An 18,519-nucleotide genomic window follows, 5' to 3' on the forward strand; every position below is an offset into this window, starting at 1 on the left:
CGATTTGCGTCTGCTGGACATGCTGAAACGTCGGTGCGTTATTGATCGTAAATCGCGTGTTTTAAGCCGCCCTCGGGGCCGGGCGCGATCCGGCGCAACAAAAAAGCCCCGATTCTCATCGGGGCTTTCTTAGCGCACTCGGCCTGCAGCTTACGCCAGCATGGTCAGCGGATTTTCAAGGTTCTCGACAATCGCCGCCAGCAGGTTCGCGCCCACGGCGCCGTCGATGACGCGGTGGTCAACCGACATGGTGACCGACATCACGGTCGCCACGGTCAGTTCGCCGTCCTCACCCACAACGGGTTTCTTCACGCCCGCGCCCACCGCCAGAATGCCTGCGTGGGGTGGGTTCACGATGGCGTCGAAATTGTCGATGCCAAACATCCCGAGGTTAGAGATCGCAAAGCTGCCGCCCTGATATTCATGCGGTGCCAGTTTGCGGTCACGGGCGCGGGACGCCAGATCCTTCATCTCGCCGGAAAGCGCAGAAAGTGATTTCATATCAGCGTCTTGCAGAACAGGGGTGAACAAGCCGCCCTCAATTGCCACGGCGACGGCCACGTCGGATGCTTTCATCTGCAACACGCGATCACCGGCCCAGACGGCGTTCGCCTCGGGCACGGCTTGCAGCGCGTTCGCAACAGCCTTGATGATGAAATCGTTGACCGACAGTTTCACGCCGCGCGCGTCCAGCTGTTTGTTCAACTGGCTGCGGAATTTCAGCAGCGCGTCCAGTTTGATGTCACGCCGCAGGTAGAAATGCGGGATGGTTTGCTTGGCCTCGGACAGGCGGGCGGCGATGGTTTTGCGCATGCCATCCAGCGTGACCTCTTCGTAATCGCGACCGTCGTACATTTTGACCACAGCCTCGGTCGACGGACCGGTGGGCGCGGCTGCCGGTGCGGCTGTTTTGGCCGGTGCGGCGGCTGCGGCTGCGGCTGCGGGCGCAGGCGCTGGTGCGGCAGTGGCGCCTTCGACGTCGGCCTTCACGATGCGGCCACGGGGGCCGGACCCGGTCAGGGTCGCCAGATCAAGGCCCTTGTCCGCCGCAATGCGACGCGCCAGAGGCGAGGCAAAGATGCGGGTGCCATCTGTTGCGGTGGCGGCCGCAGGGGCGGGGGCAGCAGCGGGAGCTGCCGCTTCGACGGCGACTGGAGCCGCCTCAGCCGCAGCTGCGGCAGGGGCCGCAGGCGCGCTGGATCCGATGTCATCTGCGCTTTCACCGTCTTCGAGCAGCACCGCGATCACCGTGTTGACCGCCACCCCTTCGGAGCCTTCGGCGATGACGATCTTGCCAACAACGCCTTCGTCGACGGCTTCAAACTCCATCGTGGCTTTGTCGGTTTCAATCTCGGCGATCAGATCACCGGAGGACACGGTGTCCCCTTCTTTGACCAGCCATTTGGCCAGCGTGCCTTCCTCCATTGTGGGGGAGAGGGCGGGCATGAGGATTTCAATAGGCATGTTTCAAACTCCTCAGCGATAGGTCACTTGTTTCACGGCGGCGATCACCTCGTCGGTGGTGATCAGCGCGTGACGTTCAAGGTTGGCGGCGTAGGGCATGGGAACATCCTTGCCGGTGCAGTTGATCACTGGGGCATCCAGATAATCGAACGCGCGTTCCATGATGGTGGCCGACAGGTGGTTGCCGATGGAGGCGACAGGGAAACCTTCCTCGATCGTGACGCAACGGTTTGTTTTCATGACCGAATTCAGCACGGTGTCATAGTCGATCGGGCGCAGGGTGCGCAGGTCGATCACCTCGGCCGAGATACCTTCCTCGGCCAGTTTGTCCGCCGCTTCCAGTGCGTATTGCATGCCGATGCCGAAGGACACCAGCGTCACGTCAGAGCCTTCGCGCCAGATGCGGGCCTTGCCAAAGGGCACGGTGAAATCATCCATCTCGGGCACGTCGAACGAGCGGCCGTAGAGGATTTCGTTTTCAAGGAAGATCACCGGGTTGTTGTCACGGATCGCGGTTTTCATCAGACCTTTGGCGTCGGCGGCCGAATAGGGCATCGCGACCTTCAGGCCGGGGATCTGCGCGTACCATGCGGCGTAGTCCTGGCTGTGCTGCGCGCCGACGCGGGCGGCGGCGCCGTTCGGGCCACGGAACACCATCGGCGCCCCCATCTGACCGCCGGACATATAGAGCGTCTTGGCGGCGGAGTTGATGATCTGGTCAATCGCCTGCATGGCGAAGTTGAAGGTCATGAACTCGACAATCGGGCGCAGGCCGCCGAAGGCTGCGCCAGTGGCGATACCGGCAAAACCGTGTTCGGTGATCGGGGTGTCGATCACCCGTTTGGATCCGAATTCGTCCAAGAGACCCTGCGACACCTTATAGGCGCCCTGATATTCAGCGACCTCTTCGCCCATGAGGAAGACGTTTTCATCGCCGCGCATTTCCTCTGCCATAGCGTCACGGATCGCTTCGCGTACGGTCTGTTGTTTCATCGGCGTGCCTGCGGGCCAGTCCGGCGTCAGGTCGGCGGGTTGCGCGATGGGGGCTGCTGGGGCGGCAGGTGCGGGCGCTGCGGCCGGTGCGGGTGCGGCCTCGGCCACGGGGGCAGTGGCGGGTGCTGCGATGTCATCAGCGCTTTCGCCTTCTTCGATCAGCACGGCGATGGGGGTGTTTACCTTCACGCCTTCGCTGCCTTCTGCAATCAGGATCTTGCCGATCACGCCTTCGTCTACCGCTTCAAATTCCATGGTGGCTTTGTCGGTTTCAATCTCGGCCAGAATATCGCCGGAGTTGACGGTGTCGCCTTCTTTGACCAGCCATTTGGCCAGCGTGCCCTCCTCCATCGTGGGGGACAGGGCGGGCATCAGGATTTCGGTTGCCATTATCTGTGTCTCCTCAACGAATTAGGCGTAAATGTCGGTCCACAGCTCTTCGAGCGCGGGTTCCGGGCTGGTCTTGGCGAATTCTGCGGAGGCGTTGACGATCGCTTTGATCTCTTTGTCGATCGCTTTCAGATCATCCTCTGTCGCGTGTTTGCCGGTCAGCAGCATGTCACGGACCTGTTCGATCGGGTCGCGTTCGTCGCGCATTTTCTGCACTTCTTCGCGGGTGCGGTATTTCGCCGGGTCCGACATGGAGTGGCCACGGTAGCGGTAGGTTTTGACCTCTAGGATATAGGGGCCGTTGCCCGCGCGGCAGTGGGCGACAGCTTTCTCAGAGGCCGCTTTCACCGCCAGCACGTCCATGCCATCGACGATTTCACCGGGAATGCCAAAGGGTTCGCCACGGGTGTAGATGTCGGCGGTGGAGGTGGAACGCGCCTGCGCGGTGCCCATGGCGTACTGGTTGTTTTCGATGACGAAGATCACCGGCAGATCCCAGATAGCGGCCATGTTGAAGGTTTCATAGACCTGACCCTGGTTCGCCGCGCCATCGCCGAAGTAGGCGAAGGTCACATTGTCATTGCCACGGTATTTGTCGGAAAACGCCAGACCAGCACCCAAGGGCACCTGTGCCCCAACGATGCCGTGGCCGCCATAGAAATGTTTCTCTTTCGAGAACATGTGCATGGAGCCGCCTTTGCCCTTGGAATATCCGCCTTCGCGCCCCGTCAGCTCGGCCATTACGCCGTTCGGGTCCATGCCACAGGCCAGCATATGGCCGTGATCGCGGTAGGAGGTGATACGCTTGTCGCCTTCTTTGGCCGCAGCCTCAAGGCCGACAACAACCGCTTCCTGACCGATGTAGAGGTGACAGAAGCCACCGATCAGACCCATGCCGTACAATTGACCTGCCTTTTCCTCGAATCGGCGGATCAGCAGCATGTCGCGGTAGTAGCCTTTCAGCTCGTCAGCAGAAACGTTTGGTTTCTTTGTGCTTTTTCTAGCAGCCATCGTGGCGGGCTCCCCCTAATAGCTAAATAGTTTAGTGTTAAACTACTTCATAAAGTATTTTCTGCGCTGTGGCGAGGATTAATGTGTCGCAACGGAACTTTGGCAGAAAGGCGCTTTCTGACAACGGTAAAAATGACGGTATTTTTAGGGAAGGCCGCAGTTAGCGGATGACAATTTCGTCGCTGCGCATCAGGCCCAGCACGTCGCGTGCCTGTTCGTCCAGCAGGTCAAGATCAAGGTAATCGTCAGACAGGCGGCGGGTCAGGTTTTCCATGCGGGCGACTTCTGTCTCTAGTACGGCAAGTTCACGCTGCAGAGTTTCGCTTTCGGCGATGATCTCGGCCCGGCGGAACACACCTGAATCCCCCTGCACGGCGGCAAAGGTGAAATAGGAACCGGCCAAAAAGGCCAGAGCAAAGTAGATCCAAATGCCAATACTGCGTCGCTTGCTGCGCTGCATTCTGCTGCCTCTCTTACCCGCACATGCGGTGATCCACCTCTGACGGGTGGTGGCAGAACTATGCCACAGGTGATTCGGCCTGTGTATCCCCCTAGCCAAAAGAGAGTGGTGTTTTCTGTGGAAAACTACGGTTTTGTTGTTGAAAAGCGACGGATCGCGGGGGGTGGGATCCGCAAAAGAGGGCTGCGTTAAGGTTTGTCACGTGGATCAAGGCGCAACTGCAGGAAGATGAGGTCCAGCCACTGGCCGAATTTCTGCCCGACCTCGGGCATCTGGGCGGTGATCTGAAAGCCGAGGGATTGATGCAATTTGATCGAGGCCTCGTTGCCAGCGGTGATACCCGCCACCATGATATGCAGGTCTTTGGCGCGGGCGTGATTGATGAGCGCCTGCATCAACTGCCGCCCGACACCGCGCCCACGCTGGCCGTCGCGCACATAGACGGAATGCTCCACCGTTTCGCGAAACCCGTCAAAAGGCCGCCATGGCCCGTAAGAGGCGTAGCCAATGACCTGACCGTCGCTTTCGGCGACCAGCACCGGCAGACCGTCCGCCTGCCGCACCTCCATCCATGCGGCGCGGTTGGCGGCATCGACTGTGTCGTTGTTGAGGATCGCCACGGTGTTCAGCACCGCATGATTATAAATCTCCGCGATCAAAGCGGCGTCAGCGGGCAGGGCGGGGCGGATGATCATGGCTGGCACTCGGCGTTGTGGTCTTCGACGGGGAGTCTGCGGGGTCAGAGGCAGAAGTCAACGCGGGACGATTGCGGTGGGCGATGGAATGGGGTGTTACGTTTTGGTTGGGCTTTGTGGGGTTAGGAAAGCTTGATTCCTGTCAGTTTTGTGTCCCAGGGTTTTGGTGTGTCCCTTTGGTTTCGAGCAAATCTGTCAGAAAAAGACTATTTTAATAATTATATGTTTGATCTTAATTTCCCCAAGCCCTCCGAAAAAGAACAAACACTTGACCGGAATCGCATAGGGTGAATTCCTTGAAAAATTATTAATTCAAAAGGGGAATAGAAGATGGCATTCGATCCTATGAATCCGTTTGGTACATTTTCGATGCGCGCATCGATTGTTTGGAGGTATCGTCTGTTTGGGATCATACCCGGCGGTTTTGGTGCTTTGATGGCTCTGCTATCCGTCCAAGACTATTGGCTGACCTCGTCCGATACGCTGACATTTGTTGTGTTGATTGGTTACGCTGTACTAGCCTTTCTTTTGATACCTTATGCGGTCTACGCGATTGAAAAGTCGCTCGGATTCCTGATGGGGGGGAATATGTTGGTCTTTGAGGGGCATATTTTTATTCTTCTTAAGTTGGTGAAGTATGCACTAGCGGGTTTCTTCTTACCGGTTTTGGCACCCATTGGTTTGATCTACGTCCGAAACGAAAACATGTTTGCGCTTGGACAAATGGAAGCCCAAGAAATGATGGCGCAACGCGAAGAACTTGAGCGCCAAGCAGCAGCTGAAGCGGCTGAGGTCGCGCGTAAAGAGGAAATCCGAGAAGAAGCGAAAAAGCTGATGCAAGAGATGAAGGATGCCGAGAAAGAGTGACGCACTCAATAACTGCTTGGTGTTCTGCTCCGTCAGGATCGGCTTGAACATGTTGAAGATCTTAATAAAAAAGGCGCCCCCATTCGGAGGCGCCTTTCTTAATTCGTGTCGCTTGAGATTTAGCCTGCAACCGAAGCGTCGTAGATCGACTGGACCGATGCGTTCAGGGCGGCGTCGAATTCATCGTCGCTTTGCTGGGCCGACAGGCTTTCGGTCAGCGCGCGCGAGAACGACGCGATCATGCCGGTGTTGGCGGCCAGACGGCTGTTGGCTTCGTCACGCTCATAGCCACCGGACAGGGCGACCATGCGCAGGACGCGGGGGTGGTCGGCCAGCGGTTTGTAGGTGTTGGCGGCCTCGGGCAGGGTCAGTTTCAGCATCACTTGCTGATCGTCCGCCAGCGCGTCCAGTTGCGCCTTGATCTCGGCCAGCAGGATGTCCTCGGCTTCGGCTTTGTCGGCGATGGTGATGGTGACCTCAGGTTCGATGATCGGCATCAGGCCCGCGGCGAGGATCTGTTTGCCGATCTCAAACTGCTGGGCAACAACGGCTTTGATGCCTTCGGGCGAGGCGGCGTTGATGACCGAACGCATTTTCGTGCCGTAGATGCCTTTGGATACGGCTTTGGCCAGCAGAGCGTCCAGTTCGGGCATCGGCTTCAGGATTTGCACGCCGTCTTGCTCATCCGCCAGACCTTTGTCGACCTTCAGGAAGGGCACAACCTGGCAGTCTTCCCACAGGTAGGTGGCGGTGGGTTTGCCGTCGATGTCGCCGTCCATGGTGCGTTCAAACAGGATCGCGCCCAGCACGCGGTCGCCATTGAAGGCCGCGGATTTGATGATGCGGGCGCGCATGTCGTGGATGATGCCGAACATCTCTTCTTCGGAGGAATAGGCATCTTCGGTCACGCCGTAGAGGCGCAGCGCCTTCGGGGTGGAGCCGCCGGATTGGTCCAGAGCCGCGATAAAGCCGTTGCCGGTGCCGATCAGTTCACTTTGGGTCTGGTTGGTCATAGGTGTGGTCCTGCGTATAAATTAGGTGGTCTGTTGGGTGCGCGCGCCCCATATGTCTGCGCTGCAAATAAGCGAGGCGTGCCGGACTGGCAATCTTGGTGGCGCTAACGATGGGAAAGTTTCAGGCCACTGTGGTAAGTCAATGCGTTAAACAACGCGGTTCCTAGCAGAATGCCCTGAAAATGTCGCGGGTTTTGTCGGGGGATAGGCGGGTGACGTGCGGGTGGGGCGGCAAGGATCCGCGCCCACCTGTTCGACGTCTTGCGCATAGCCCTGCCGCTTAGCCCTGCAGCGCGGCAACGCCGGGCAGGGTTTTGCCCTCCATCCATTCAAGGAAGGCACCGCCTGCGGTGGAGATGTAGGTGAAATCCGCTGCCGCGCCTGCTTGGTTCAGGGCTGCAACTGTGTCACCGCCGCCCGCCACGGAGGTCAGGGTGCCAGCCTTGGACAGCGTGGCCGCTTTTTGCGCGGCGGCGTTGGTGGCTGTATCAAACGGTTCGATCTCAAACGCGCCCAGCGGGCCGTTCCAGATCAGGGTTTTCGCGCCGTCCAGAATGGTTGCGATTTTTTCGACAGCAGCAGGGCCAGCATCCAGGATCATCTGATCCGCAGGGCAGGCGTCATTGGCGACAACGGTGTTTTCGGCGTTCGCTTTGAACTCACCGGCCACAACCACGTCGGCGGGCAGCACGATGTCACAGCCGGCGGCGGAGGCTTTGGTCAGGATGTCCGACGCGGTGTCGGTCATGTCGTGTTCGCATAGGGATTTGCCCACATCGATGCCTTGGGCGGCAAGGAAGGTGTTGGCCATGCCGCCACCGATCACCAGATGGTCGACCTTTTCCACCAGATTGCCCAAGAGCTCCAGCTTGGTGGACACTTTGGCGCCGCCAACAACAGCCACAACCGGGCGCACCGGCTGACCCAGCGCGCCTTCCAGAGCCTCCAGTTCAGCCTGCATCAAACGGCCAGCGCAGGCGGGCATATGGTGGGCCAGACCCTCGGTCGAGGCGTGCGCACGGTGGGCAGCGGAAAACGCGTCCGAGCAGAACACATCGCCCAGCTTCGCCAGACGGGCGGCAAAATCCGGGTCATTCTTTTCCTCACCGGGGTGGAAGCGGATATTCTCCAAGAGCGCCACTTCGGCGGCTTCAACTTCGGCGGTCGGGGTTTCGGCGCCTTCCAGCGTTTCGATGAAGGCAACAGAACGGCCAAGGGCCTCTTCAAGCGCAGGCAGGGCCACACGCAGCGACATGTCCAGCACAACCTTGCCCTTGGGGCGACCAAAGTGGGCGATCAGCAGCGGTTTGCCACCCTTTGCCAGAATATCATTCACAGTGGGCACGATCCGTTCGATGCGGGTCGCGTCGGTCACGATACCATCGGCCACCGGCACGTTGATATCCACGCGCACCAGCACGCGTTTGCCGTTAAGATCCATATCGTCGAGGGTTTTCCAGGCCATGTCCCGTGCTCCAAATACAAAAATATGCCAAGCTGTCGGCGCGGTTCATGGCGCGGTATCGCCGTCAGGTCAACCTCATGCGGTTCAATTGGGTTGGCAATTGGCGGCAGGCAGCATAGATATCAGACAAGTTTTGACCAACAGGAGGCCCAGATGGCCGAGTATAAAGATCCCGAAAACACCATCCTGATGGAACTGAAGGGTGGCACCGTTGTTATCGAGCTGCTGCCCGACGTTGCCCCCAAACACGTTGAGCGGATGAAAGAGCTGGCGCGCGCAGGTAAATACGACAACGTCGCCTTCCACCGTGTGATCGACGGTTTCATGGCCCAGACCGGCGACGTTCAGCACGCCAACATGGAAACAGACTACAACCCCGGCCGCGCAGGCACCGGTGGGTCCGATCTGCCTGATCTGCCTGCCGAATTTTCCAAGATCCCGCACGCCCGTGGCTCGCTTGGTGCGGCACGTTCGATGAACCCGAACTCCGCCAACTCGCAGTTCTTCATCAACTTCAGCGACAACAACTTCCTGAACGGTCAATACACCGTTTACGGTCAGGTCACCTCTGGCATGGAACATGTTGACGCGATCGTGCGTGGTGAACCGCCCGCGAACCCTGACCGCATGATCAGCGTGAAGGTTGCCGCCGATGCATAAGGCACTGGCAGCAGCACTGGTTCTGGTAGCAGGCCCCGTCGCCGCTGCCGGTATCACCATCGAGGTTGAGGGTGAGGCCAAGGGCACCATCGCCATTGATCTGTTCGAAGATGTGGCGCCCGGTCACGTCGCCCAGATCACTGAACTGGCAACCGAGGGCGCCTATGACAACGTGGTCTTCCACCGCGTGATCGAGGGCTTCATGGCACAAACTGGTGATGTGGAATTTGGCGTGATGGGGGGCGATATGCGTCTGGCCGGTCGCGGCGGATCTGAACGTCCTGATCTGAAGGCAGAGTTTTCGGATCAAAGCTTCGAACGTGGCGTGGTCGGCATGGCCCGCAGCCAGAGCCCGGATTCGGCGAACTCTCAGTTCTTCATCATGTTTGCACCAGCACCGCACCTGAACGGCCAATACACCGTTGTGGGTGAAGTGACCGCAGGCATGGATGTGGTCGATGCCATCAAGCGCGGCGCGGGCCGTGGTGGTGCCGTTCTGGGCCAGCCGGATGTGATGAAAAAGGTCACTGTGACAGAGTAAGCTGTTTGCAGCTGTGAAAAGACGAAACCCCGATGCGCCTGCGTCGGGGTTTTGTTTTGCGCAGGCATCACATCCCCGTGGGGGCGCTTCCCAGAACCGGCAACCTCCGCCACAGTCGGACTGAGGAGGATCCCCCATGAAACGCCTACTGACTGCCCTGACTGTTACCCTCGGCCTGACGCTGCCTGCGGCCGCAGACCCCAGTTTCTGGCGCTATGAATGGCCGAGGACCAATTTCGATAACACCACTGTGGAGAACTGGGCGCAGATCCTGTCGGGTGGTCCGTCCAAAGATGGCATTCCGGCGATTGATGATCCGCAGTTCATGGCGCAGGGCGAAGACACCACGCTGGCACCAAGGGAAAGCGTGATTACTGTTGCGCTGGACGGGCAGCCTGCGCGCGCCTATCCGCTGCGCTATCTGATGTGGCATGAGATCGTGAATGACCGCATCGGTGACACGCCCGTCGCGGTGACTTACTGCCCCTTGTGCAATTCGGCCATCGTGTTCGATCGCCGCGTGGCTGAGGGCGAGCTGACATTTGGTGTCTCGGGTAAACTGCGCCATTCGGATATGGTGATGTATGACCGCGAAACGGAAAGCTGGTGGCAACAGGCGCTTGGCACCGCCATCGTTGGCGACCTGACGGGGCGGGAGCTGACACAACTGCCGGTCTGGATGGAAAGCTGGTCCGCCTTCCGCACCGCGCATCCTGATGGTCTGGTGATGGCAGAACCTGATTTCCCCCGCGCCTATGGGCAAAACCCGTATCGCAGCTACGACAGCTCTCATCGCCCATTCCTCTATAGCGGTGAAAACCCACCTCACGGCATCGCGCCCCTGATGCGGGTGGTGCGGGTTGGCGACGCGGCATGGACCTTTGACCGGCTGCGTGATGAGGGGGCGGTGACGGAAAATGGCGTCACGATCAGCTGGGAGGATGAACAGGCTTCCGCCCTCGACACCGCCGCCATTGGACAGGGCCGCGCGGTTGGCGCGATCCGCGTGCGCGACGGGCAGGGCAGGGATGTGGCCCATGATGTGATGTTCGCCTTTGCCTTTCATGCGTTTTGGCCAGATGGCAGATGGATGGTGAACTGAGTGTTTGAAGACTATTGAAAAGCGGCTTCTGTGTATCTCAAATATCCCGGGGGATGAATTTGCGCAGCAAAGAAGGGGGCTGCGCCCCTTTACCCGTTATCCCCGTCCACGACATTTCCATTGCGCGCCGCCGCCCGCGCCGCTATCACACCCATATGAACACAATGACCTGCACCATTATCTGCGGCATTATTACCTGCTGAGGTTGCTCAGGCGGGTTGTTCTTTATCTTCCAAACATCGGTTGATCTTGCTAAGCCCGCTGACAGCGAAGATGGGTGCCTGTGAGGACGCTATGACTGAGATTAAACTGCACAATTCCAAGACCCGGTCGAAAGAGGTCTTTACCCCGATCGACCCCGAAAACGTGCGGATGTATGTCTGTGGCCCCACGGTCTATGACCGCGCCCATCTGGGCAATGCGCGGCCCGTCATCGTCTTTGACACGCTCTACCGTCTGCTGCGTCACGTCTATGGTGCGGAACACGTGACTTATGCGCGTAACTTTACCGATGTGGATGACAAGATCAACGCAACCGCGCTGGCCCGCAAAGAGGCAGGCGCGGCAGGCACGCTGGAAGAGCTGGTCACCGAACGGTCCAATGAGACGATTGATTGGTATCTGAAAGACATGGGCGCGCTTGGCGCGATTGAGCCCAACCACATGCCGCGGGCCACAGAATATATCGCGCAGATGATCGCGATGATCGAGGATCTGATCGCCAAGGGGCATGCCTATGCCGCCGAAGGTCACGTGCTGTTTTCGGTCGAAAGCTATAGCGCGTATGGCGCCCTGTCGGGCCGGTCCGTTGATGACATGATCGCCGGCGCGCGGGTTGAGGTGGCGCCTTACAAGAAGAACGCGATGGATTTTGTGTTGTGGAAACCCTCCACCGATGATCTGCCCGGTTGGGACAGCCCGTGGGGCCGGGGGCGCCCGGGCTGGCACATTGAATGTTCGGCCATGTCCTATGAGCTGCTGGGTGCGTCCTTCGACATTCACGGCGGCGGCAACGACCTGCAGTTCCCGCACCATGAAAATGAGATCGCGCAAAGCTGCTGTGCCCACCCGCATGGCGATTTTGCCCGGTTCTGGATGCACAATGAGATGCTGCAGGTTGAGGGCAAGAAGATGTCCAAATCGCTGGGCAACTTCTTCACCGTGCGCGATCTCTTGGATCAGGGCGTGGCCGGTGAGGTGATCCGCTTTGTCTTTCTGTCGACGCACTACGGTAAGCCGATGGACTGGACCGAGAAGAAGCGCGCCGAGGCGGAGGCAACGCTGTTGAAATGGCGCCGCTTGGTCGAGGGTGTCCCGGCATCCGCACCGTCTGAAGAGGTGGTTGCTGCGCTGGCAGATGATCTGAACACCGCTGGGGCCATTACCGAACTGCACCGGATTGCGGGCGCAGGCGATGCGGGGATGTTGAAAGCATCGGCTGCGTTGTTGGGGCTGCTCTCGGATGAGATGGGCGATTGGGTCAGCAGCGGTGACGTGGATTTGAGTGGTTTGGCTGATAAGCTGGCAGGTCTACGCGCGACCGCAATGGAAACCAAAGACTTCGCCCCTGTGGATGCGCTGAAATCGGCGTTGATGGCGGCCGGTGTCGAAGTGCGGATGAGTAAGGCTGGGGTGGAACTGCTGCCCGGTGCCGGATTTGACGCAGCGAAGCTGGAAGGGCTTTAAACCGAACGCTGATTGCAAGAACCCGCCCGGGCTTGTCCGGGCAGCGCCCGACCCGCCCCCATGGGCGGGCGCTTCACGCCCACCCCGGGCCGGGCGCTGCCCGAACAAGCTAAAGAGCCAGACACATGAGCAAAGAACGCCTTTACATCTACGACACCACATTGCGCGATGGACAGCAGACGCAGGGGGTGCAGTTTTCCACCGCGGAAAAGCACCAGATCGCGCAGGCGCTGGATGAATTGGGGGTGGACTACATCGAAGGTGGTTGGCCCGGTGCAAACCCCACTGACAGCGAGTTTTTTGAAGACAAGCCGAAGCTGAAGGCGCACTTTACTGCCTTTGGCATGACCAAACGCGCCGGCCGGTCTGCTGAAAACGATGAGGTTCTGGCGGGTGTGATGAACGCGGGCACATCCTCAGTCTGTTTGGTGGGCAAGAGCCATGACTTCCACGTGGAAACCGCGCTGGGGATCACGCTGGCGGAGAACACCGAAAACATCGCGCGTTCGATCGAACATATCGTGAAGGCAGAGCGTGAGGCGCTGTTTGACGCCGAGCACTTCTTTGACGGTTACAAGGCCAATCCTGAATACGCACTGGAGGCGATCCATGCCGCCTATACCGCGGGCGCGCGTTGGGTGGTGCTGTGTGACACCAATGGCGGTACATTGCCACAAGAGGTAGGCGATATCGTCCGTGCAGTTATTGCATCGGGCATTCCCGGCGATCACGTGGCAATCCACACCCATAATGACACCGAAAATGCCGTTGCGGGATCCTTGGCCGCCGTCGATGCGGGGGCACGGCAGATCCAAGGCACGCTGAACGGCTTGGGAGAGCGTTGCGGAAATGCCAATCTGACCACGCTGATCGCCACGCTGTTGCTGAAGGAACCTTATGCCAGTCAGTTTGACATCGGCATCACCCGTGAGGCGTTGACCGGTCTGGTGAAGGCGTCGCGCCTGTTGGATGATATCCTTAATCGCGTGCCGCATCGGCAGGCGGCCTATGTGGGCGCTTCGGCTTTTGCGCATAAATCGGGGCTGCATGCCAGTGCGATCCTCAAAGATCCCTCAACCTACGAACATATTGACCCCGCCAGCGTCGGCAACGCGCGGATCATTCCGATGTCCAATCAGGCCGGTCAATCCAACCTGCGCCGCCGTCTGACGGATGCGGGTATCGCGGTTGAGGCAGATAATCCTGCATTGGGGCGTATCCTTGAGGTGATCAAAACGCGCGAGGCGGAAGGTTACACCTACGATAGCGCACAGGCGAGTTTTGAGCTGCTGGCGCGTCAGGAACTGGGCGAACTGCCTGCGTTTTTTGAGGTGAAGCGCTACAAGGTCACCGTCGAGCGGCGCAAGAACAAGTATAACGAGATGGTTTCCCTGTCCGAGGCCGTGGTCGTTGTGAAAGTGGACGGGGAAAAGAAACTCTCCGTCTCGGAATCTTTGGACGACACTGGCAGCGATCGTGGTCCGGTAAACGCATTGGCCAAAGCGCTGGCGAAGGATCTGGGGCGCTATTCTGAGGCGCTGGCCGATATGCGTCTGGTTGATTTCAAGGTGCGGATCACCCAAGGCGGAACCGAGGCTGTGACGCGCGTCATCATCGACAGTGAGGATGGTGAGGGGCAGCGGTGGTCTACCGTTGGTGTCTCGGCCAACATCGTTGATGCGTCGTTTGATGCGCTGCTGGATGCGATCAACTGGAAACTCCTGCGCTGCGAGGCGGGTTAAGCGATGGCCGAGGCGGATTTCATCGCTTGCGCCGATCTGGTGCTGCGCGGCGATCCTGATCGGTTTATGGCCGTCATGGCTGCACCTGTGGCAACGCGCGATCTGCTGTTTGCGCTTTATGCGGCGAATGTGGAGATTGCGCGCGCCCCTTGGGTGACGCAGGAAGAGATGATTGCAGAAATGCGCCTGCAATGGTGGCGCGATGCCTTTGAGGCGCTGGGGCAGGGCAAGCGTCCGCGCGGGTCAGAGGTGACGGCGGCCTTGGCTGAGGTGTTGCCAGCGGATCAGGCTGGGTTGATGGATCAACTGTGTGCGGCGCGGCGCTGGGACATCTACAAGGATCCCTTTGAGGACGCTGCGGATTTTGAAAGCTATTTGCAGGACACCTCGTCCAACCTGTTGCAGGTGGCGGTGAATACGCTTGGTGGTGGGGATGCGTCTGTGGTGCGTGATCTGGGCTATGCGCAGGGGCTGGCCAATTTCCTGCGTGCCATTCCCGCGCTGGAACAGTCAGGCCGTGTGCCATTGCTGGACGGTCGGCCAGAGGCGGTGCAAGCCTTGGCCGCCGGGGGGCTGGAACGGCTGGCGCGGGCGCGGCGGCGGCGCGGCGATATTCACCGCGATGCGGCGCCGGTGCTCTTGGCCGGTTGGTTGGCTGGTCCGGTGCTGAAACGCGTGGTGGAAAACCCGATGGCGGTTCTGGAGGAGGCACTGCTGCCGTCAGAGGCGGCGAAGCGGTTTGGCCTGATGTGGCGCAGTGTCAGCGGGCGTTGGTGAGGTGCGCGAAGGGCTGCGCCTGATTGTGAGGAGCCAACGCGTGCTGCGTTTCATCTAGCTCTCTCACGCCAGCTCATCCTTGGGTTGGAACATCAGCCAGATCAGCGCGCCACCGGCCAGCATCAGGAAGGGTGCCATGGCGATATTGACCGCAGCCCAGCCCACGGCCGCCTCGCCGCCAGAACAGTTCATCAAACCGCCGGACGCCAGTGATGCCAGTGTCACACCACCGAACACCAGCAGGTCGTTGAGGCCCTGCATGCGGCCGCGTTCCTCTACCGTATGCGATGCCGCCAGCAGCGAGGTCGCACCGATAAAGCCAAAGTTCCAGCCGATGCCCAATAGCACCAGCGCGATGAAGAAGTTTTCCAGTTCCACCCCTTGCAGGGCGACAACACCGGCACCGGCAAGGATGACAAGACCTGCGGCGATGATCTTCTGTGTGCCGAAACGGGCAATCAGGTGACCGGTGAAGAAGCTGGGAATATACATCGCCAACACGTGCGCTGTAACGATATCGGCGGCATTATCCTGATCGAACCCACAGCCCACAACCGCCAACGGGGTGGAGGTCATTACAAGGTTCATCAGCGCATAAGAGACCATGCCACAGATCACCGCCACGGCGATCACCGGCGTGGTGATCAGCTGCCAGCGCGTGCGACCCTGCGGTGCATCGGCACTGGGTTTCGGTGGGGTGGGGATGTCGAGAAACAGGAACAACAGCGATCCGATCAGGTTGATCGCAATAATCGCCACATAGGCGCCAAGGAAGGGCACGACATAGGCGTCTGACGTCAGTTTCACCAGCTGCGGGCCGATGATCGCGGCGGCCAGACCACCTGCCATCACGTAGGAAATCGCCTTGGGCCGGTAGGCATCCGATGCGGTGTCTGCGGCAGCAAAGCGGTAGAACCCATGCGCCGACATATAGGTGCCGGTGAGGAAACTGCCGACCAGAAACAGCGGAAAGGATGAGATTGACAGCGCATAGGCGCCGACCGCTGCGCCCGCCGCGCCAAATCCGGTGCCCATCATGAAGCCAATACGGCGACCAAACCGTTGCATCACCGCCGCCACGGGGGTGGCCGATAGCATCGAGGACAGCACAATCATGGTGATCGGCAGGGTGGCGAAACAGATGTTTGACGCCAGACTCTGCCCCGCGAGCCCACCAATGGTGAACAGCATCGGCATCTGCGCGCCCAAAAGGGCCTGCGCCAGCACAAGGATAACGACATTGCGCTTGGCCTTGCGGTTATCTTCGGGAGCAGATTGGTCGGGTGATGTGGTCGCGGTACTCATGCAGGTTTGCTAAACCCTATACCGCAACGCCGCAAGCGTCGTGACGTCGCTGTGGTCCCTACGGTGCTGCGACTGACCTGTGCAAAAGTGCACATTTTGGAATATTTAAGGTGGCTGCCATCAGGCCCGCTATCAGGTCGCGTATCAGGCTTTGTCAATCACGTGACCGAAGGACCCATAGACACTTCCGTCGATCAGGCCCATGTCGGGCAGAGCGTTACCCTCGGCATCTTGGGCTGTGAACAGCGGCGTTCCTTCGGCTTTCAGCGTGGTGGCATAGTGAAACTCATGCGCTTTCCACGTGCCCTGCAGCGGTCCTTCGGTTGCTGAAAGTTCGCGGTACCCAAGGTGAAGTTTTCGTTGGGCAAAAGAAGTTTCCAACCGCAACAGACCCGCCATTTGGTGACGGGTGCCCTCGGCATCAATCAGCCCCTCGCCCAGTGTCATGTAGCCGCCACATTCACCATAAATTACAGTGTCTTGTGCGGCTTTTCTGAGGCTGTTGAGGAAGGTCGTGTTGCTGGCCAGGCGGCCCGCGTGCAGTTCTGGATAACCGCCGGGCAGGTACAGGAAATCACAAGACGGCACCGCCTCATCCGCCAGCGGGGAGAAGGCCGTGACCTCCGCCCCTGCAGCGTGCCAGTCCGCCAGCAGATGCGGATAGGAAAACGCATAGGCCTGATCGCGTGCTACCGCGATGCGTTGCGCGGGCGGGATCATGCGCGGCGGTGTTTGCGGCAGGGAAGCCCTTTGCGGTGTCGGCGCCATCAGCGCCATCAGCGCCTCTTGATCCAGACTATCCGCCAAAGCATCGGCCGCCGCCTCAAGGAAACTCTCCAGATCCGAGCGCTCCCCAGCCTGCACTAGGCCAAGGTGGCGCGAGGGCATCACCAGCGCCTTGTTCCGGCGCATTGCCGCCAGCACCGGCAGGCCAAGGGGGGCCAGCGCACGGCGCAGCATTGCCTCATGACGATCAGATCCCACGTTGTTCAGGATCACCGCACCAACGCGCACGGCGCTGTCAAAACGGGCAAATCCCGCGACCAACGGCGCGACGGATCCGGCCATACGACCCGCATCCAACACCAGCACCACGGGCAGTGAAAACAGACGGGCCAGATCGGCCACCGCGCCCTTGCCCTGCGGCGGGGCACCGTCAAACAGGCCCATCGCACCCTCAACGATTAAAGCGCTGTCTTCGCCTGCAGCAAGGCTGCGCAAACGACCCGGTGTCATCGCCCAGGCGTCAAGGTTCAGGCAAGGCGCGCCGGATGCGGCCTCGTGAAACTTGGGATCAATGTAGTCAGGACCGGATTTAGCACCACGCACGTTGATGCCTTGCCGCGCCAGCAGACGCAGCAGTGCGAGAGTCAGCGTGGTTTTGCCCGCGCCAGAGGAGGGCGCGGCGATGATCAGGCCTTTTCCCGCGACGTTGGGGCCAGCGATACTTTGGCCCGCGATATCCGGCGCAGCGCTCACGCCTCTTCTGCGGGGCGGCCGCGGCCCAGCGGGTCCAGATTGCGCGGCACTTCGCCTGCGGTCAGCGCCTGCCAGTCCAGCACCTGCCGCATCAGCACCGATCGGCCAATGCACAGGATCGCGGGCGGTTTCAGGCCCGATGCCTTGATGTCAGCGGACATGCTGCCCAGCGTGGTTTCCAGCACCTGCTGATCCTCTGTCGTGGCGGAACAGACGACCGCGCAGGGTTCATCGGCGGGGCGACCGGCGGCCAGCAGTTCACCGGCGATGCGATCCACATGTTTCATGCCCATGTAGATGACCAGCACCTGCGCCCCCTCGGCGATCGCCTTCCAGTTCAGCGACGACGGGGTGTCGCCGGTCTGATCGTGACCGGTGATGAAGGTCACCGACTGGTTCACGTCGCGGTGGGTCACTGGAATGCCCGCATAGGCCAGCCCGCCGATACCGGCGCTGATGCCAGGAATGATACGTACGTTGATGCCCTGTTGGACCAGCGTCTGCGCCTCTTCGCCGCCGCGACCAAAGACAAAGGGATCGCCACCCTTGAGGCGCAGCACGCGTTTGCCTTCTTTGGCCAGATCCACCAGCCGCAGCGAGATGTCGCGCTGTTTCGCCGACGGTTTGCCGCCGCGTTTGCCCGCGTAGATATGTTCCGCCTGTGGCGCCCACCGCAGCACGGTTTCCTGCACCAGTGCGTCATAGATCACCACATCCGCCTGTTGCAGCGCGTTGATTGCGTGCAGGGTCAGCAGCCCCGGATCACCGGGGCCCGCGCCACAAAGCCAGACCCAGCCAGGTTCCATGGTGGGCCAATCATACTGCGGGAGGGTGAGTGAATCTGTCATGCGCCCTATATGCCCGCAAGC

At 59.9% G+C, this 18,519-nt stretch carries 17 protein-coding genes; 7 read left to right on the forward strand and 10 right to left on the reverse strand.

What is annotated here, in order from left to right; genetic code table 11:
* Positions 1-150: 150 nt before the first annotated feature.
* The 5 genes from MHM86_RS00855 to MHM86_RS00875 form a co-directional block, all read right to left on the reverse strand.
* Entirely contained in the window at positions 151-1,464 is a 1,314-nt protein-coding gene (locus MHM86_RS00855) for a pyruvate dehydrogenase complex dihydrolipoamide acetyltransferase (RefSeq protein WP_239194829.1), read from the reverse strand.
* A 12-nt stretch (positions 1,465-1,476) separates the two neighbouring features.
* Positions 1,477-2,847 (reverse strand): pyruvate dehydrogenase complex E1 component subunit beta, encoded by a 1,371-nt coding sequence (locus tag MHM86_RS00860; protein WP_239194833.1) that lies wholly within the window; start codon positions 2,845-2,847, stop codon positions 1,477-1,479.
* Between the two features lie 21 nt (positions 2,848-2,868).
* Positions 2,869-3,858, reverse strand: coding sequence for a pyruvate dehydrogenase (acetyl-transferring) E1 component subunit alpha (pdhA, locus tag MHM86_RS00865; protein WP_239194836.1), 990 nt, complete (start codon positions 3,856-3,858; stop codon positions 2,869-2,871).
* Positions 3,859-4,018: 160 nt separating this feature from the next.
* A complete protein-coding gene (locus MHM86_RS00870) occupies positions 4,019-4,318 on the reverse strand; it encodes a septum formation initiator family protein (RefSeq protein WP_239194839.1) in 300 nt (99 codons plus the stop codon).
* 188 nt (positions 4,319-4,506) lie between these two features.
* The gene (locus tag MHM86_RS00875) at positions 4,507-5,013 is read right to left on the reverse strand and encodes a GNAT family N-acetyltransferase (protein WP_239194842.1); all 507 of its coding nucleotides are present in this window, start codon (positions 5,011-5,013) and stop codon (positions 4,507-4,509) included.
* Between the two features lie 330 nt (positions 5,014-5,343).
* On the opposite strand from MHM86_RS00875, the gene MHM86_RS00880 reads away from it, so the two are divergent.
* A complete protein-coding gene (locus MHM86_RS00880; RefSeq protein ID WP_239194845.1) occupies positions 5,344-5,880 on the forward strand; it encodes a hypothetical protein in 537 nt (178 codons plus the stop codon).
* 119 nt (positions 5,881-5,999) lie between these two features.
* Here MHM86_RS00880 and MHM86_RS00885 read toward each other — a convergent pair whose 3' ends face one another.
* Both MHM86_RS00885 and pgk read right to left on the reverse strand, forming a co-directional pair.
* On the reverse strand, positions 6,000-6,893 hold the full coding sequence (locus tag MHM86_RS00885) for a fructose bisphosphate aldolase (protein ID WP_239194848.1): 894 nt from the start codon (positions 6,891-6,893) through the stop codon (positions 6,000-6,002).
* Positions 6,894-7,173: 280 nt separating this feature from the next.
* Positions 7,174-8,358, reverse strand: a complete 1,185-nt coding sequence (pgk, locus tag MHM86_RS00890; RefSeq protein WP_239194851.1) for a phosphoglycerate kinase — start codon at positions 8,356-8,358, stop codon at positions 7,174-7,176.
* A gap of 153 nt (positions 8,359-8,511) precedes the next feature.
* Here pgk and MHM86_RS00895 point away from each other — a divergent pair, with 153 nt between their 5' ends.
* From MHM86_RS00895 to MHM86_RS00920, 6 genes are all read left to right on the forward strand, one after another.
* Positions 8,512-9,018 carry a peptidylprolyl isomerase gene (locus MHM86_RS00895; RefSeq protein WP_239194855.1) on the forward strand — a complete coding sequence of 169 codons (507 nt, stop codon included), beginning with the start codon at positions 8,512-8,514 and terminating at the stop codon, positions 9,016-9,018.
* The gene (locus MHM86_RS00900) at positions 9,011-9,559 is read left to right on the forward strand and encodes a peptidylprolyl isomerase (protein WP_239194857.1); all 549 of its coding nucleotides are present in this window, start codon (positions 9,011-9,013) and stop codon (positions 9,557-9,559) included. Before MHM86_RS00895 ends, MHM86_RS00900 begins: the two co-directional genes overlap by 8 nt.
* A 136-nt stretch (positions 9,560-9,695) precedes the next feature.
* Positions 9,696-10,661 carry a DUF3179 domain-containing protein gene (locus tag MHM86_RS00905; protein ID WP_239194859.1) on the forward strand — a complete coding sequence of 322 codons (966 nt, stop codon included), beginning with the start codon at positions 9,696-9,698 and terminating at the stop codon, positions 10,659-10,661.
* Positions 10,662-10,955: 294 nt separating this feature from the next.
* The gene (gene cysS / locus MHM86_RS00910) at positions 10,956-12,347 is read left to right on the forward strand and encodes a cysteine--tRNA ligase (RefSeq protein WP_239194861.1); all 1,392 of its coding nucleotides are present in this window, start codon (positions 10,956-10,958) and stop codon (positions 12,345-12,347) included.
* Between the two features lie 125 nt (positions 12,348-12,472).
* Positions 12,473-14,089 carry a citramalate synthase gene (gene cimA / locus MHM86_RS00915; protein ID WP_239194863.1) on the forward strand — a complete coding sequence of 539 codons (1,617 nt, stop codon included), beginning with the start codon at positions 12,473-12,475 and terminating at the stop codon, positions 14,087-14,089.
* Between the two features lie 3 nt (positions 14,090-14,092).
* Positions 14,093-14,866, forward strand: a complete 774-nt coding sequence (locus MHM86_RS00920; protein WP_239194865.1) for a squalene/phytoene synthase family protein — start codon at positions 14,093-14,095, stop codon at positions 14,864-14,866.
* A 63-nt stretch (positions 14,867-14,929) separates the two neighbouring features.
* Here MHM86_RS00920 and MHM86_RS00925 read toward each other — a convergent pair whose 3' ends face one another.
* The 3 genes from MHM86_RS00925 to cobA form a co-directional block, all read right to left on the reverse strand.
* Positions 14,930-16,171: an MFS transporter gene (locus tag MHM86_RS00925; protein ID WP_239194867.1), complete on the reverse strand. Its 1,242-nt coding sequence runs from the start codon at positions 16,169-16,171 to the stop codon at positions 14,930-14,932.
* A gap of 144 nt (positions 16,172-16,315) precedes the next feature.
* Complete coding sequence (locus MHM86_RS00930; protein ID WP_239194869.1) at positions 16,316-17,650, reverse strand: cobyrinate a,c-diamide synthase; 1,335 nt, start codon at positions 17,648-17,650, stop codon at positions 16,316-16,318.
* Complete coding sequence (gene cobA / locus MHM86_RS00935) at positions 17,647-18,498, reverse strand: uroporphyrinogen-III C-methyltransferase (RefSeq protein WP_239194871.1); 852 nt, start codon at positions 18,496-18,498, stop codon at positions 17,647-17,649. The genes MHM86_RS00930 and cobA overlap by 4 nt, the downstream gene beginning before the upstream one ends.
* Positions 18,499-18,519 lie beyond the last annotated feature (21 nt).

It is taken from the genome of Thalassobius sp. Cn5-15 (assembly GCF_022347685.1).
Classification (GTDB): Bacteria; Pseudomonadota; Alphaproteobacteria; order Rhodobacterales; family Rhodobacteraceae; genus Thalassobius.